This window comes from Myroides gitamensis (assembly GCF_029894455.1).
GTDB classification, from domain to species: domain Bacteria; phylum Bacteroidota; class Bacteroidia; order Flavobacteriales; family Flavobacteriaceae; genus Flavobacterium; species Flavobacterium odoratum.
The window spans coordinates 342,135-357,722 of record NZ_JARYHN010000001.1; the positions used below are offsets into that span (position 1 = coordinate 342,135).

The following is a 15,588-nucleotide window of genomic DNA, read 5'->3' on the forward strand; positions in this document are numbered from 1 at the left end:
AAAAGAATAAAATACTAATATTCTTAGAAAGAAACAAATAAATAATTCTTTAATTTTAGAAGAATAGGAAATAAAAAAAGCCACTTGTATTACAAGTGGCTTTTATTACTATTCAGAAAATGATTATTTCTTCATTTCTTTCATTTCTTTTTCGATCATATCATAGAATTGATCGATTTTTGGCATCAAGATGATTCTAGTTCTTCTGTTTCTTGCTTTGTTTTCAGCATTATCATTATCAACTAAAGGCACATATTCTCCACGTCCTGAAGCTACTAATTGTTTAGGATCTAAACCTAAATCTTTTTGTAACACTCTAACGATAGAAGTTGCTCTTTTCACACTTAAGTCCCAGTTATCTTCAAACATTGTGTTTTTGATAGGCACGTTATCTGTGTGTCCTTCAACCATTAATTCAAAATCAGGTTTGCTTTTTGCAATCTTAGCTACTTTTGCTAATACAGCTTTCGCTTTATCATTAACTTGGTAACTAGCAGATTTGAATAACAATTTGTCAGCAATTGAAATGTATACAACTCCTTTTTCTACGTTAACTTCAATATCTGGATCGTCAAACCCAACTTCTTTTTTCACGCTCTTTACTAAAGCTAAAGTCACAGAGTCTTTCTTCGTAAGTGCGTCTTGTAATCTTGTAATTTTTAAATCTTTTTCTTTTAAACTTTCTAAAGATTTTTCTAAGTTGTCAGCACCTTTTGAAGATAACATGGTTAAGTTACCTACGTTGCTAATCAAATCAGATGTGTTTTTCTTTAAATCGTGTACTTGATCTGATAAAACTTTTTTCTCAGCAAGTGCAGAGTTCAATTCGATAGTACAAGTGTTTAATAAATCTTGTACTGCTTTGTTTTTTGCTTCTAAATCAGCAATTTTTTGTTTTGTACCACAAGACGTAAGTGCAAGAGCCAAAACTGATAAACCTAAAACTACTTTTTTCATAAATAAAAAAATGATTGAATTTTGAGTCAAATATACCAAAAGCATTGAAATTCTGGCATATCTGAGTAAAAATTATTTATTGTTTGTTTCGAATTATGATGAAATTCTTTTTTCTAAGTACAAAGTACGAAAAAATTACGGATTTTTCTGTAAAATAATTGTTAATACTTGTGAATTCTACTTTATTTTTGAGTTTTGGAATGCGTTTATAGAAGGCAAAATGAGATCGAATGATCGCCCAACAATGCTTGGGTTTAAATTGCAACAAGAAACGAACGCCTGCAATGCCATCCAGGCAAAGGCGAATGAATATCGTACTAAACTTGTGATGAGCTGGTAAATTCTTGTACAGCATCATCAAGGAGTTGCGGAAGTTGAGGTAGGTTTTTCTTGGGTTGTTGTAGTTTAACGTTGCTCCACCTACATGGTATACGGTTGAGAAACCACAATATTGAATGCGATAGCCTCTGTTTTGAGCACGCCAACACAAGTCGATTTCTTCTTGGTGTGCAAAGAAATCTTCATCAAATCCATTTAAGGCTTGGAAAACCTCGTTTTTAATGCATAGGCAAGCTCCACTTGCCCAAAATATATCGACTACATCATCGTATTGCCCTTCGTCTTTTTCAATGGAATCAAAAATACGTCCTCTACAATATGGAAAACCATATTTGTCAATATAGCCTCCTGCTGCTCCTGCATATTCAAAATATGCCTTGTTTTTATAATCGAGTATCTTAGGTTGTACAATCGCTAAATCAGGATTAGCATCAAACAAAGCTGCAATGGGAGTTAGCCAGTTGGGCGTTACTTCAATGTCCGAGTTAATTAAAATGAGAATGGGTTCTGTTAAGCCAGCTAGTCCTTCATTATACCCTTTTGCATAGCCATAGTTTCCGTTGTTTTGGATGATTTTTACCGAAGGGAATGCCTCCTGAATAAACGCTTGACTCCCATCTGTAGATGCATTGTCAACCACGTACAAGTTAGCTTGTGGTGAAAATTGCTCCATGGCAGGTAAAAATGTTTCTAAAAGTTTTTTGCCGTTCCAGTTTAAGACAACTAGTGCAAATTGTTTCCCCATAATCCTCGTTTATTCAGTTGTAAAGGTAGTGTAGTTCGGTAGCGATGGCAAAAAGAAATAACTTTCTTTCTCGTAATCCATCTGGCAGAAGTAGTGATTCAATCCATTGGTTACGTACAAATGCTCCGCGCGCAGTTGAAAATTGTAGCGGGCAATTTGGTCAAAGGTCTGTTGGGTGATGGCAACCGAAGGGGCTTTACATTCAATGAGAATGGCAATTGCCCCGTTGGGTTTAAAGACCACAACATCATAACGCTTGTTCATTCCGTTGATCTTGACAATCTTTTCGACACTAATGAGCGAAATAGGATATCCTTTATGCTCCATTAAATCGTGTACGACATGTTGTCTTACCCACTCTTCAGGAGTTAGAAGAATAAATTTTTTACGGATCACATCAAAAATAGCTACCTTATTTTCACTATTTTTGAATCGGAAATTAAAAGCTGGAAAGTTTAATCTTTGCATAACACAAAGATATTTGTTTAAGCGAATAGTACAATTTTAAGTAAATTATATTTTGGAACAACTCAAAGAAATCGTAAAGAATATTAAGAATAAGACCATTGCCCCTGTGTATTTTTTGATGGGAGATGAACCTTATTACATTGATAATGTTGCGGATTATATCGAAAGTAATGTCTTGACTGAAGAAGAAAAAGGATTTAATCAGATGATACTTTACGGGAGAGATGTTACCATTCAAGATATTGTATCGAATGCAAAGCGCTTTCCTTTGATGGCGGAAAAGCAAGTGATCATTGTAAAAGAAGCTCAGGATTTGGCCAAGACTATTGAACAGTTGGATGATTATGTCAATCAACCGCAACCTTCAACTGTATTGGTATTTTGCTATAAGTATAAAACAATTGACAAGCGTAAAAAATTATATAAAAGCCTACAAAAACACGCCGTGCTTTTTGAAAGTAATCGCTTGAAGGATTATAAATTAGAAGGGTGGTTGCAGCAAACCGTGGCTAAACGCGGGTATAGTATTGATCCTAAATCAGCCGCGATGCTGATTGAGTTTTTGGGGAACGACCTATCTAAAATTGTCAAAGAATTAGATAAATTGACTATTGTTTTACCTAAAGGACAGCCTATTACAGCTGAGGTAATCGAAAAGAATATTGGTATCAGTAAGGATTATAATAATTTTGAATTGATGAAAGCGATTGTCGATCGAAATCAATTACAAGCTTATAAGATAGCTAACCACTTTGCACAAAACCCGAAAAATAATCCATTTGTCGTAACGATTGGTATTGTTTATGCCTATTTCTCTAAGTTGCTATTGTATCATGGACTGCAAGATAAGTCACCGCAGAATGCGATGAGACAGTTAAAAATCGTACAGTACGCAATAAAAGATTACGAATTGGGTTTTAAAACATATCCAATGAGGAGAGTAAGCCAAATTATTGCTCACTTAAAAGAGGTAGATTTAAAAGGAAAAGGAGTTGGAGCAGCACAATTGCCACAAGGTGATTTGTTGAAAGAAATGTTGATGAAAATCTTTAATTAAAACAAAGGAAATGGCGAATAACTTGAATAAGAATAAAATATTAGGGTATGCAACCTTAATTATGATTTTGATGGGAATTGTATTAATTGCCCTAGGAACATTAAAATACTACGAAATAGCAGGATGGGGGTTTGCAGCTGTTGGAGTTGGCTTCTTGGCCATCGCTTGGGTATTTAATGCCTTAAAAGGACGCGTATAAGTTTTTTTGACTGATGTTTCATTCAACGTCAAAAAATAAGAAAGCGTACTATACGGTCTAGCTTGAATTAAAACTACAAAAGCTAGTTAAAAAGAAGAAAATAGTTAAAAATAAAAAATCTTGTAATTGATTGTTGTTTTTTTGTCAAAAACGAATAATCAGTTACAAGATCCTATGTGCTTAAATTCCAAGGTGCTCTGCGTACTCATCGTAATAATCTATTTCTTCCTCTTCTAAATCTACGTACAGTCCAGCTGGCATATCAGCCTCACCTAGTGGATAGTTTAAGTTTTCGCCTACAGATTGGTTTGTATCAACATCCTGCTCTTGTAGGTCTTTAAAACGGATCGTTCTAAAAAATCTTTCCATACAATTTCTGTGTTTTTATTACTTTAAATATACAAATAAAAAATCGATTATTTTGGGTGTTTTTGAACGATTAATTACTATTTTTAAAAACTTTAACATATAGTGGATTTTCAATTGTATAAAAGGAGTTGATTTAACCGTTTTTAAGATTTGAGCAATGAAAAGAAAGACGCGTTTAACTCTCCAGTTGGGGTATAATCATGTTTGATATTAAAAATAGAAGATACGTAGTTTGGGGATTGGTCGCCATTCTCTTTGCAGTCAGTATGGTTTTTGTCGATTTATTCTTGTTTCCCTATCAGGAGTCTGAGGAAACAATAGTGGCCTATAGCCTCATCAAACAAGGCAAAAGCGACACTGTTACCGGCTATCATTTTTATACCGATAAGGGAACGGAGTTTTCGTTAGAGCAAGATTTTGTCAAAGAAGATGTTGTTGTTTTAAGTCGAACGACTTTGTATAAACAAGTGGTCCGTGTGAAAACGGAAAAACGCGATTACTCCTCACTTTTGTCCTCTGGATTTAATGGATTTAGTCTCGTTTTGATTGTTGTATTGACTTTTTCAACGATTATTGGATTGATCAAACTCTCGGGTACTGAACCTTTGACCGTCAATCAGTATCAAAACTATGTTTTGTTTACGGGCTTTATGTTGTTTTGTGTGGTGTCTATCTGGCTGGTTTTTAATTAAAAATAGGGGTAAAAAAAAGAAGCTACAAATGAGCTTCTTTTTTAGAAATAGATTAGAATCAACTTACATTTTTTTCAAAATCAATGCACTTGATTTCTGAGGGAATAAAACATATTCAAATAATGTCGCTTTGATTTCATTTGCATGGAGAAATTCCTCAACTGTTAAGTAATACGTATAGGCACCGTTACGGTTTTCTAAAATAAGCGTATTAGCGGAGTATTTTTCGTATTTACTCATGTACTGTACGGTTTCCATATTTGCAATTCCTGTTGCATTTTCTGCTTGGATTACGGAACATGAACCGTTGTCATTAAATGTAATGGTAAAGACTTTTTGCCCATTGAGCTCTGCTTTCCAAGTACCAATCATTTGTTGTACATCTAGGGTAACATCTTCTTTTTGGCGGATTAAACGACCAGCTTGTCCTTGTTCATGGATACCAGATACGGTTAATAGTACATTCAATTCATTAGTAGAAATGTACTTTTTAACTTCAATAATAGAATAATCTGTCATTTTCATACCAGAGGAAATCACATCTAAGTGCACTTTATCTCCAAGTATTCTGTATTCTCCTTGCATTAACGTACCGAAGTATACAAAGTTGAACGTATCATCAGCATAAAAATTATAGATGATATCGTGTGAAGCTGCATTCTCTAACTTCCATTTTCCACGGATTAGTTGCGCTAGATCGTGTTGTTCTTGCTCTATTTGAATGGCAATTTCATTGGATTTAATGTTTGTTCGCGCTGCGTAAACTTTAAGATGTGGGACGTCTGTTACTTTAACGGTGTAAGTATTACCTTCAATTGGTTTAGCATTAACGTAAAAAATCACCTTGGTTGTTATGTCTTTTTGCTCGCTATTAAGAGCAGAGAATGTGATAGTATCATTAACCTTAGCTACTTCTTTATTGGCTTTAATGGTTAACGTTTCTTCTGCAACAGTGATGCTAATAGGAGCACTGCTTTGGTAGTTTTGTTTCGTTGCTACTACTTGGTATATCGCCGCGGCTGGTGCTTTATACGTATATCCTACAATAGCTTTGTTGTCAACTAGAATGGTAGCGTCTGTGATTGCTTTCCCCTTGTTGTCTAATACAACAAAAGAAACGTCTTCTCCTAGTAAAATGTTTTTAGTACTCGCTTCAAGTGTTAAGGTTAGTTCTTCTGTTGTTGAGTCGTCACTACTGCAACCGAAAACAAAAACGCTAAGCAGTAAAATCACTGCGAAATTGGTGAATTTTTTGGTAAACATAATTGATTATTTAATGATGGGGCAAATGTAATACAACTTATTTTTATTTAGATTAAATATTGATAAAATAATATAGCGTTGTATGCTGTTGTTTATCAGTTGCTTGTTTTGATTTTCGTCTGGTTGAAGAAAAAAAGTGTACGTGAAGCAGTGGTAAAAAAGGGGAGGCGGGGGAGATGAGGTGGTGTGACGGTGAGAGGGTGAGGTTTGTTGTTTGCTCTTTGTGAAGTCGTAAGATTTCTCGATTAAAGGGTATTACTGTTTGAAAAACTCGTCTGGAAATAGATCCTTTGTTTCCATAATTTATCTTGTTAGTTGGCAAATTGCCATTTGCCACTACGGGATTTTAATTGTAAACCGTTTGAAAAACTCGTCTGGAAATAGATCCTTTGTTTCCATAATTTATCTTGTTAGTTGGCAAATTGCCATTTGCCACTACGGGATTTTAATTGTAAACTGTTTGAAAAACTCGTCTGGAAATAGATCCGTTGTTTCCATAATTTATCTTGTTACTTGGCAAATTGCCATTTGCCACTACGGGATTTTGCCTCTCATCGCCTCACGACCTCACCGCCTACCACCTCACCCTCTCATCGCCTTACCTCACCGTCTCACCCCCTCATCGCCTCACCACAAGAAAGAACAAGATATTCTTTTCGCCCTATTGAAAATTATTTCTTATCTCCGTAATAATGTGTATTTTTGGGGTATTCGATGCTATTGTTCGTACTCAGGGTGAGTGATAACAAGAGCATTACATCATTATTCAATCAATTTTTTACTTTATGTCAGACGATAAAAAGGTAATTTTTTCCATGTCGAAGGTGAGTAAGACGTACTCATCAACAAACAAAACAGTTTTAAAAGACATTTATTTGAGCTTCTTTTATGGGGCTAAAATTGGTATTTTGGGTCTTAACGGTTCAGGTAAATCTTCATTATTGAAGATTATTGCTGGTGTTGATAAGAATTACCAAGGGGATGTTGTATTTGCGCCAGGGTTTACTGTGGGGTATTTAGAGCAAGAACCAGAATTAGATGAAGAGAAAACGGTAATCGAAATTGTTAGAGAAGGTGCTGCAGAAGTTGTAGCTGTTCTCGATGAATTTAATCAGATTAACGATATGTTCGGTTTGCCAGAGGTGTATGAGGATGCTGATAAGATGCAGAAACTCATGGACAGACAGGCTGTACTACAAGATAAGATTGATGCAGTAGGTGGATGGGAGCTGGAAACTAAATTAGAAATCGCGATGGACGCTTTGCGTACGCCAGATCCAGATACACCAAATTAAAGTGTTATCAGGAGGAGAGCGTCGCCGTGTGGCTTTATGTCGTTTATTGTTGCAAAATCCAGACGTATTATTATTGGATGAGCCTACCAACCACTTGGATGCAGAATCTGTGCATTGGTTAGAGCAACACTTACAACAATATGAAGGAACAGTTATTGCTGTAACGCACGACCGTTATTTCTTGGATAATGTTGCAGGATGGATTTTAGAATTAGATAGAGGAGAGGGTATTCCATGGAAAGGAAACTATTCTTCTTGGTTAGATCAAAAAGCAAAACGCTTAGAACAAGAAGAGAAAACTGCATCTAAACGCCGTAAAACGTTAGAGCGCGAGTTGGATTGGGTTCGTCAAGGAGCAAAAGGTCGTCAAACGAAACAAAAAGCAAGGTTACAGAACTACGATAAGTTGTTGAATGAAGATCAAAAACAACTAGAAGAAAAATTAGAGATTTACATTCCAAATGGACCTCGTCTAGGTACGAATGTAATCGAAGCTAAAGGCGTTGCAAAAGCTTTTGGAGATAAGTTGCTTTATGACAACTTAAACTTTACGTTGCCTCAAGCGGGTATCGTTGGGATTATTGGACCGAATGGTGCTGGTAAATCAACTATTTTCCGCATGATTATGGGAGAACAAACACCAGATGCTGGAACATTTGCTATTGGAGATACTGTGAAGATTGCTTATGTCGATCAGTCACATTCTAATATTGATCCTGAAAAATCAATTTGGGAAAATTTCTGTGATGGACAAGAATTGATGATGATGGGAGGTCGCCAAGTGAATTCAAGAGCGTATTTAAGTCGCTTTAACTTCGCAGGATCTGATCAGAATAAAAAAGTAGCTACGTTATCTGGTGGGGAGCGTAACCGCTTGCACTTAGCTATGACGTTGAAAGAAGAAGGAAACGTGTTGTTACTGGATGAGCCTACGAATGACTTGGACGTTAATACACTACGTGCATTAGAAGAAGGGTTGGATAATTTTGCCGGATGTGCAGTAGTGATTTCCCACGACCGTTGGTTCTTAGACCGTATTTGTACACATATTTTGGCATTTGAAGGAGATTCACAAGTGTACTTCTTTGAAGGATCTTTCTCTGAATATGAAGAAAACCGTAAGAAACGTTTAGGAGATGTTGCTCCAACGCGTTTGAGATACAAAAAATTAGTTCGATAATTCGATATTTCTACGATAAAAAAGGGATGGTTTGCAATCGTAAACCATCCCTTTTTATTTTTATACTATTCTTTTTACCTCAAGATAAATTTTATCCATAGTTCATAATCTTCACTTACATAATAAATTAATAACTATTTCGTAAGGTTAAAAATAAGGAATTAACATTTTTACCGCTTAACTTTAAATAAAAGAAGTAAGTCTATGGAAATCCTTTATGTTATTATAGCGCTACATGCCGAGAATAAACAAGCTTTTACCGCTGAATTGAGTGCTTTATTTCCTTTTGCAACGATGGATTATGTCGTGCATAAAGATGATTCTTTACTGTTGTTATCTGTCAATCTTGATGAAATATGTTGGACGAATTTTGATATTTCGGTGTTGTTCTTGGAGGATAAAATCACTTCTTTTAGTCGGAAGCATCCCTATCTGAAAGTAGGTGTAATCAATAAAATCGGACAGCTACACACGTGTTTTTACGATGGGTATATCATGAAAAACAAGCAAATTGTTTTTGAATATGCTGCATTATACCAGGGATATGCCCCGGTATTGAAGCAATTGTTAGGACAAAGTGATGATGCACCACTTACTGTTTTTGATGCTATTTTTTCCAAGCAGTAGCAGGGCAGAAAAATTTGGTCATTTTTCTGTGAGAATCTCTTGTGAAAAGGTTAAAAAAGAGCAATTTCAAAGTTTAATACTTACCTTTGTAGGATTGAATACAATCAAAAAATATACTTATGCTATCATTTAATAATGAGACTAAACAACTGATTATTCAGGATAATTACAAAGGAAGGTTAACCTCTTCTCGATTGATGTCTGCTGTTATTTTGGCGATGTCTTTAGTGCGCTTATTTATGGCGAATTGGGAGAGTCCAAAAGAAATGGATTACGTTTTTTGTATTATCGCTGCGGTGTTTTTGTTTTTAGTTTATAAGAATTTTCTTACTAAAACTGCAGCCGAACAAATAGATAAAGTAGCAATTAAGTATGTGAAAATGCCTAAAGGTTTAGCTACAAAAGCTGTGGTGAAATTGAACAATGGCAAGGTAAGAGAGATTTTCAACTTGAAGACAAAAGAGCAACAAGGGGTATTGAGAAAAATCTTGACAAATGCCAAAATAACAATGAAATAAGACTGAATAATAGCGTATAAAAGAATAAAAGAAGGGATTTTATCCCTTTTTCCTTTTAGTAGATTTAGGGTTTGGTAAAACCTATCAGAAAGTTTACTTTTAAGGGAGCAATTCTTTTGACTAAATAAGAACATAAATTGATGAATAAATCATTTGATTTAAGAAGTGTAGTGGTTACACGTTATGTCACTCCTTTGAGAGAAGGAGGATCTTTACCTGCCTTAGCAGATGCGGATGATGGCTTTAAATATGTCATTAAGTTCCGCGGGGCTGGACATGGTGTAAAGGCTTTAATTGCAGAATTATTAGGCGGACTATTGGCTAAGACTTTAGGTTTGCCCGTGCCTGAATTAGTTTTTGCAACTTTAGATGAAGCATTCGGTAGAACAGAAGCAGATGAGGAAATACAAGACTTATTAAAGTTTAGTCAAGGGCTGAACTTGGGGCTACATTTTCTATCAGGGGCTTTGACATTTGATCCACAAGCCTATGAAGTAGATGAAAAATTGGCTTCTCAGGTGGTTTGGTTGGATGCTTTTATCACGAATGTCGACCGTACGTTTCGCAATACCAATATGTTGGTTTGGCATAAAGAATTATGGCTGATTGACCATGGTGCTTCTTTTTATTTTCATCATTCTTTTACCAATTGGGAAAAAAGTGCTTTGACTCCTTTCGCCCTGATTAAGGATCATGTGTTGTTGGGTAAAGCATCCCAACTAGATGAAGTAAACGAAGTGTTTACTCGTATCTTAACGGATGAGGTCTTACAAGAAGTGGTACAGCAGATTCCAGTAGATTGGTTAACTTGGGAAGAATCGGAGTTAAATCCAGAAGAAATAAGAGCTGTTTATTATCAGTTTTTACAGCTAAGACGCGATCATGCATCGCTATTTGTTAATGAAGCAAAAAAGGCACGTCATGTTGGTATATGAGTATGCAGTGATTCGATTCGTTCCTCGTGTGGAACGTGGAGAGTTCATTAACATTGGACTTTTGCTTTTTTGCAAACAAAAAAGAGCACTGCGTGGGCAGTATTTTTTAAACCGTGAAAAGTTAGCTTGTTTTGCTACAGAAATCGATCTGGATGTTTTAGAAAAACACATCCAAGCGTTTATCGCTATTGCACAAGCGGAAGCAAAGGCAAGCCCTATAACGGGATTTGATGCTGCTGAACGTTTTAGATGGCTAGCCGCAACAAAGAGCTCGTGTATTCAAGTTTCGCCTACTCATTGTGGTTTAACCGCAGATGCAGAACAAACGTTTAATCAACTTTTTGAAGAACTAGTCTTGTAGCTATGCCGTTATTTTACCTCAAGGATGTCGTTGTGAATAAAATAAAGTACTTTTTAGTTCGCTTGCCGTTCTTGCTTAGTTTTATTTCTTTATTTGTCCTGATTTTTGATTTAGGCTTCAATACGTTGAATGATTATCACAGCCATTTACACCATTTGTACAATGTGTGTTTGACTTTTGGTATGGTGATTATTATTTACCGGTATTACAGTGCTTTTCAGAAAAAGAAATTCCCTAGTTTAGGAGTCAAGATCTTCGATGTTTTTAGCGTGCTTTTATTTTTAACGCTGGTCGTTGTTCGTTGGCAACCCGAGCATACTATTCGTTTTTTTGATAGTAATGCGGTTATTTTCTTTGCAGTATTTATCATGCTTGTGCGTGAGTTTTCTATGTTGCAGCTCAACTTGAAGAAAACAAAACTAACACCTCCTCAGTTGTTTATCGTCAGTTTTTTGCTGATTATTTTCATTGGGGCCTTTATGCTGTCTTTTCCAAAGGCTACAGTTACACCAGGGAGTTTGCGCTATATCGATGCACTATTTACCGCTACAAGTGCTGTATGTGTTACGGGATTATCAACCGTTGATATAGGAAGCCAGTTTACCCTTTTCGGGAAGACGGTGATGATCTTTTTAATGGAATGTGGAGGATTGGGAATCATGACTATTGCGAGTTATTTCAGCTATTTCTTTAGAGGAAAAGCATCGTATGGGAATCAATTGGTTTTAAAAGATGTGTCGTCTATTGATAAGTTAGGGGATGTTTTTGGAACCTTGAAACGCATTATGATTATCTCTGGAATTATCCAATTGATTGGAATGATTGCCATTTTTATTAGCATTCGAAATCAAGTATTTGATTCTATTTACGAGCGAATATTCTTCGCTATTTTTCACGGAGTTTCCGCTTTTTGTAATGCGGGATTCTCTACTTTACCTGAAAACTTATATACTCTAGAATATCGATTCAACTATCCGTTGCAATTAATTATCGCTGGTTTATTTATTATGGGTGGTTTGGGCTTTCCCATCGTCTATAATGTGTATAAATACGTCAAACACCTTATTGTAAACCGAATACTTCCTTTTAGTTTGAAGGAAGCAAGTGTATATGTACCTCGCGTAATTAATTTGAGCACAAAGATTATTCTTATCACAACAGCGGGATTAATTGTAGGAGGAACGCTTTTGGTTTATTTGTTGGAATATAACAATACCTTATCTGAGCATCACGGTATCGGAAAAGTGATAGTGGCCTTTTTTACTGCTACTTCGCCGCGTACTGCTGGGTTTGCTTCGGTAGATAATAATTTGTTTACTGTACCTACGTTTTTAATTCTGATGCTTTTGATGTGGATTGGAGCGTCTCCTATTTCTACAGGAGGGGGGATTAAAACGACGACATTTGCTATTGCGTTATTGAATATATGGACGTTGATGAAAGGGAAAACGAGAATCGAAGTCAACCGTAGAGAAGTAGATGAGTCTGCTGTAAGACGCGCATTTGCCATCATTTTTTTATCGTTGTTTAGTATCGGAATTGCACTATTTGCTTTGACTTTTTTTGAGCCTAAAATCGATATTGTGCGTTTGGCTTATGAAGCATTTTCAGCCTATAGTACAGCGGGATTGAGTACAGGTATTACAGCAAAATTAGCAGACCCTAGTAAAGTAACACTCATCATGTTGATGTTTGTAGGACGCGTGAGTATCTTGACAATTTTAATTGCAATTAGCAAAAAAGAAACGATAACCAATTACAGGTATCCAACAGAAGAAATTTTGATTAACTAATAGGAAAGTTAGGATGAAATATATAATTATCGGTTTAGGAAATTTTGGTGCTTCTTTGGCTCAAAAGTTAACCGAACAAGGAAATGAAGTCATCGGAGTTGATAAAAATATGGCTCGCGTCGATGCAAATAAAGACAAAGTATCGCATACGATTTGTTTGGATTCAACGGATCAGTATTTAGTTGCAGGTTTACCTTTGGCTAATACAGATATCGTTATTGTTGCCATTGGAGAAGATCAAGGGGCTAATATTATGACTACTGCAGTTTTAAAGAATTTAAATGTCAAGCGTTTAATTAGTCGTGCGATTACACCTTTACATGAAAATGTATTACAGGCGATTGGCGTTGATGAGATTGTACATCCAGAAGAAGAAACAGCAGAACGTTGGGCGAAGAAATTATGTATCAAAGGGGTGGTCGATTCGTATGAAATTAACGGACGTTATAGTATTGTTGAAATTACAATTTCAGATCGTTTTGCCAATAAAACACTTGGGGAAATAGGCTTTAGAACCAATTATAACTTAGTTGTATTAACTACGTTGAAGGTGAGAGAAGAACGCAATTTCTTTGGTGCACAACGAAAAACTCACGAGGTACAAGGCATCGCTTCTTATGATACGGTTTTACACAAAGGAGATATCATGGTATTATATGGCGATAATAAAGATATTAAGCGCATATTGAATGATTAGTGAGGTTTGTTTTTTGTGAGGCGATGAGGTTTGCTTTTTTGCAAATCGTCTTTAATCGATAAACCCAACAACTTCACAAAAAACAAAAAAGCGATCTACCTATCATATAAGTTATGAGATAATGCGAGAGGCTTTTTTGCAAATCGTCTTTAATCGATAAAGCCTACAACTTCACAAAAAAACAAAAAAGCGATCTACCTATCATATAAGTTATGAGATAATGCGAGAGGCTTTTTTGCAAATCGTCTTTAATCGATAAACCCAACAACTTCACAAAAAACAAAAAAGCGATCTACCTATCATATAAGTTATGAGATAATGCGAGAGGCTTTTTTGCAAATCGTCTTTAATTGATACACCCTACAACTTCACAAAAAAACGACCTACATCTTCTCCTAACCCATAATGATGAGACATTCTTCTTTACCCGAAGAAATCATCAAAAAAGCTTCTAGCAAAAAAGCGAAAAAGCAATACTCTAATCAAGTGCTCTGCTCTGTATGTCTCCTTGAGGCACGAAGGGTCGCATTGCGCGCTCATACCATGCTGTGGACTATTGTTTTTTTGCAAATCGTCTTTAATTGAAAATTTACTTCTTTCCCTTTTCCTCTCTCCAATTGGTTTGTGAAGTCGTAAGATTTATCGATTAAATAAAAAAAAGAGTTGTAATTTACATTACAACTCTACATTTCCGACAGAATAATCTCCTAAATAATGAGATAAATCGATTGTCTTATACGTTAATTTCGAATACTTGTTTGAAAAGAGAATGATACAAGCATTAGAATCAGCTAAGCGAATATAAGAAGATGTATTTCCTCTCCACCAACCGTTGTGGTAGGTATAGTTTTTATCGTTCTTCATTTTGATTAAACGCATACCTAAGCCATAGTTTCGTGTGCCTTTGCTCTCAAAGCTATACCCTTTTGTCATTTGCTCTTTTAAATCAGCACTTAAAAAGTCATCCGAATACATCGCTGTATCTAATTTGAGCATATCTCTTGGGGTGGTATAAATATTTTTATCCCCATAGGTACCATCCATATAATCCCAATGCATTTCGCGGTAATTTGAATTATACGATTGGGTTACTTCATTTTTGTGTGTAATATCATCAAAGACAAAGCTGTGGTTCATTTCTAGTGGATCAAAGATTAAATCGCGAACCACTTGTTTAAACTTTTTACCTGTTACTTTTTCAGCAATGGAAGCAAGAACAACATAATTGGTATTGCTATAAGTAAAACGCGTGTTGGGTTTGAAATCCAATGCAACAGTTTTACTGTTGATTACTTCCAGGACTTGATCATTGGTAATTACATTTTGGCTGGTCCATTTGTTTGGGTAGTAGCCATAATATTTTAAACCACTGCGGTGACTTAGTAAAGTACGCACCGTAATATTTTCATAAGGAAAACCTTCGATAATTTCTGAAACAGGTTGATCTAAGCTCAATAGATCCTCTTGTACCAAGCGCAAAATAGTTATCGCTGTAACTACTTTACCCACAGAGGCTACGTGAATAGGTGTGGTTTCGGTAATGGCTTCATTTTGTCTTTTATTCGCATAACCGGAATAGTTTTCATATAAAATTTTACCGTTTTGTGCTACTAAAAAACTTCCTGTATAACCACTTTTCTTGATATATTGATTGTAGAAATCTTCGATTTGTTGTCCTTTTTCAAGGATATACTCTGGTTTTAGTTCTTGAAATGAAGTTTCATAAGGCTTATCAACAAAGACATTATGTTCTTTGATGATGGGCATATTCAAGGCTAAATCCATAGTAGCTTCTTGTTGCTGTTTGCAAGAAGCGAAAGCTAATAAGCTAACTAAAGAGATTGCGAGTTTGGTATTCATTAGTCTTGCTGTCTTTGTAGGGATTTTTTTTTAAGAAAAAACCAAATTAGTAAAAGTTATCGAATATCAAAGGAAAATCTCATTAAACTTTCAATTTACACATAAAAAAAATAGGAAGTACGCAATCCATCTTCTTTTTTAAAACGATAAATGCAAGATTGGTGATTTACTTCTACGGATAAGTTGAAGGAGTGGATTCTCTTGGTCTTTGTTTAGATATGAAGTAAAAAAGC

At 35.6% G+C, this 15,588-nt stretch carries 15 protein-coding genes and 1 pseudogene; 10 read left to right on the forward strand and 6 right to left on the reverse strand.

Features of this window, described 5'->3' with window-relative positions; translation table 11 throughout:
* Positions 1-123: 123 nt before the first annotated feature.
* The 3 genes from M2306_RS01620 to M2306_RS01630 all read right to left on the reverse strand — a co-directional run bounded on the left by M2306_RS01620 (position 124) and on the right by M2306_RS01630 (position 2,509).
* Complete coding sequence (locus M2306_RS01620) at positions 124-957, reverse strand: OmpA/MotB family protein (protein ID WP_181816700.1); 834 nt, start codon at positions 955-957, stop codon at positions 124-126.
* Positions 958-1,033: 76 nt separating this feature from the next.
* On the reverse strand, positions 1,034-2,041 hold the full coding sequence (locus M2306_RS01625) for a glycosyltransferase family 2 protein (protein WP_259189064.1): 1,008 nt from the start codon (positions 2,039-2,041) through the stop codon (positions 1,034-1,036).
* A gap of 9 nt (positions 2,042-2,050) precedes the next feature.
* On the reverse strand, positions 2,051-2,509 hold the full coding sequence (locus M2306_RS01630) for a type I restriction enzyme HsdR N-terminal domain-containing protein (protein WP_002986663.1): 459 nt from the start codon (positions 2,507-2,509) through the stop codon (positions 2,051-2,053).
* A 52-nt stretch (positions 2,510-2,561) separates the two neighbouring features.
* Between M2306_RS01630 and holA the strand changes: the two genes are divergently transcribed.
* Both holA and M2306_RS01640 read left to right on the forward strand, forming a co-directional pair.
* On the forward strand, positions 2,562-3,566 hold the full coding sequence (gene holA, locus M2306_RS01635) for a DNA polymerase III subunit delta (RefSeq protein ID WP_115091094.1): 1,005 nt from the start codon (positions 2,562-2,564) through the stop codon (positions 3,564-3,566).
* Positions 3,567-3,576: 10 nt separating this feature from the next.
* Complete coding sequence (locus M2306_RS01640; protein WP_002986661.1) at positions 3,577-3,765, forward strand: CAL67264 family membrane protein; 189 nt, start codon at positions 3,577-3,579, stop codon at positions 3,763-3,765.
* A 180-nt stretch (positions 3,766-3,945) separates the two neighbouring features.
* On the opposite strand, the gene M2306_RS01645 is transcribed toward M2306_RS01640, so the two are convergent.
* Positions 3,946-4,134: a hypothetical protein gene (locus M2306_RS01645; RefSeq protein WP_115091092.1), complete on the reverse strand. Its 189-nt coding sequence runs from the start codon at positions 4,132-4,134 to the stop codon at positions 3,946-3,948.
* Between the two features lie 200 nt (positions 4,135-4,334).
* On the opposite strand from M2306_RS01645, the gene M2306_RS01650 reads away from it, so the two are divergent.
* Positions 4,335-4,826, forward strand: coding sequence for a hypothetical protein (locus M2306_RS01650; protein WP_002986658.1), 492 nt, complete (start codon positions 4,335-4,337; stop codon positions 4,824-4,826).
* A 63-nt stretch (positions 4,827-4,889) separates the two neighbouring features.
* Here M2306_RS01650 and M2306_RS01655 read toward each other — a convergent pair whose 3' ends face one another.
* Complete coding sequence (locus M2306_RS01655) at positions 4,890-6,089, reverse strand: hypothetical protein (protein ID WP_115091088.1); 1,200 nt, start codon at positions 6,087-6,089, stop codon at positions 4,890-4,892.
* Positions 6,090-6,874: 785 nt separating this feature from the next.
* On the opposite strand from M2306_RS01655, the pseudogene ettA reads away from it, so the two are divergent.
* The 7 genes and pseudogenes from ettA to M2306_RS01690 all read left to right on the forward strand — a co-directional run bounded on the left by ettA (position 6,875) and on the right by M2306_RS01690 (position 13,495).
* Positions 6,875-8,564, forward strand: a pseudogene (ettA, locus tag M2306_RS01660) (energy-dependent translational throttle protein EttA).
* A gap of 204 nt (positions 8,565-8,768) precedes the next feature.
* Entirely contained in the window at positions 8,769-9,191 is a 423-nt protein-coding gene (locus M2306_RS01665) for a hypothetical protein (protein WP_115091083.1), read from the forward strand.
* 119 nt (positions 9,192-9,310) lie between these two features.
* Positions 9,311-9,709, forward strand: a complete 399-nt coding sequence (locus M2306_RS01670; protein ID WP_115091081.1) for a hypothetical protein — start codon at positions 9,311-9,313, stop codon at positions 9,707-9,709.
* Between the two features lie 140 nt (positions 9,710-9,849).
* Positions 9,850-10,644 (forward strand): HipA family kinase, encoded by a 795-nt coding sequence (locus tag M2306_RS01675; RefSeq protein WP_259190942.1) that lies wholly within the window; start codon positions 9,850-9,852, stop codon positions 10,642-10,644.
* Positions 10,631-11,005, forward strand: coding sequence for a DUF3037 domain-containing protein (locus M2306_RS01680; RefSeq protein WP_115091076.1), 375 nt, complete (start codon positions 10,631-10,633; stop codon positions 11,003-11,005). The genes M2306_RS01675 and M2306_RS01680 overlap by 14 nt, the downstream gene beginning before the upstream one ends.
* Before the next feature lie 2 nt (positions 11,006-11,007).
* Positions 11,008-12,798 carry a TrkH family potassium uptake protein gene (locus M2306_RS01685; RefSeq protein WP_259190941.1) on the forward strand — a complete coding sequence of 597 codons (1,791 nt, stop codon included), beginning with the start codon at positions 11,008-11,010 and terminating at the stop codon, positions 12,796-12,798.
* 13 nt (positions 12,799-12,811) lie between these two features.
* Entirely contained in the window at positions 12,812-13,495 is a 684-nt protein-coding gene (locus M2306_RS01690) for a potassium channel family protein (RefSeq protein ID WP_259190940.1), read from the forward strand.
* A gap of 675 nt (positions 13,496-14,170) precedes the next feature.
* Here the strand turns inward: M2306_RS01690 and M2306_RS01695 are convergent.
* Complete coding sequence (locus tag M2306_RS01695; RefSeq protein ID WP_259190939.1) at positions 14,171-15,355, reverse strand: serine hydrolase domain-containing protein; 1,185 nt, start codon at positions 15,353-15,355, stop codon at positions 14,171-14,173.
* Between the last annotated feature and the right edge of the window lie 233 nt (positions 15,356-15,588).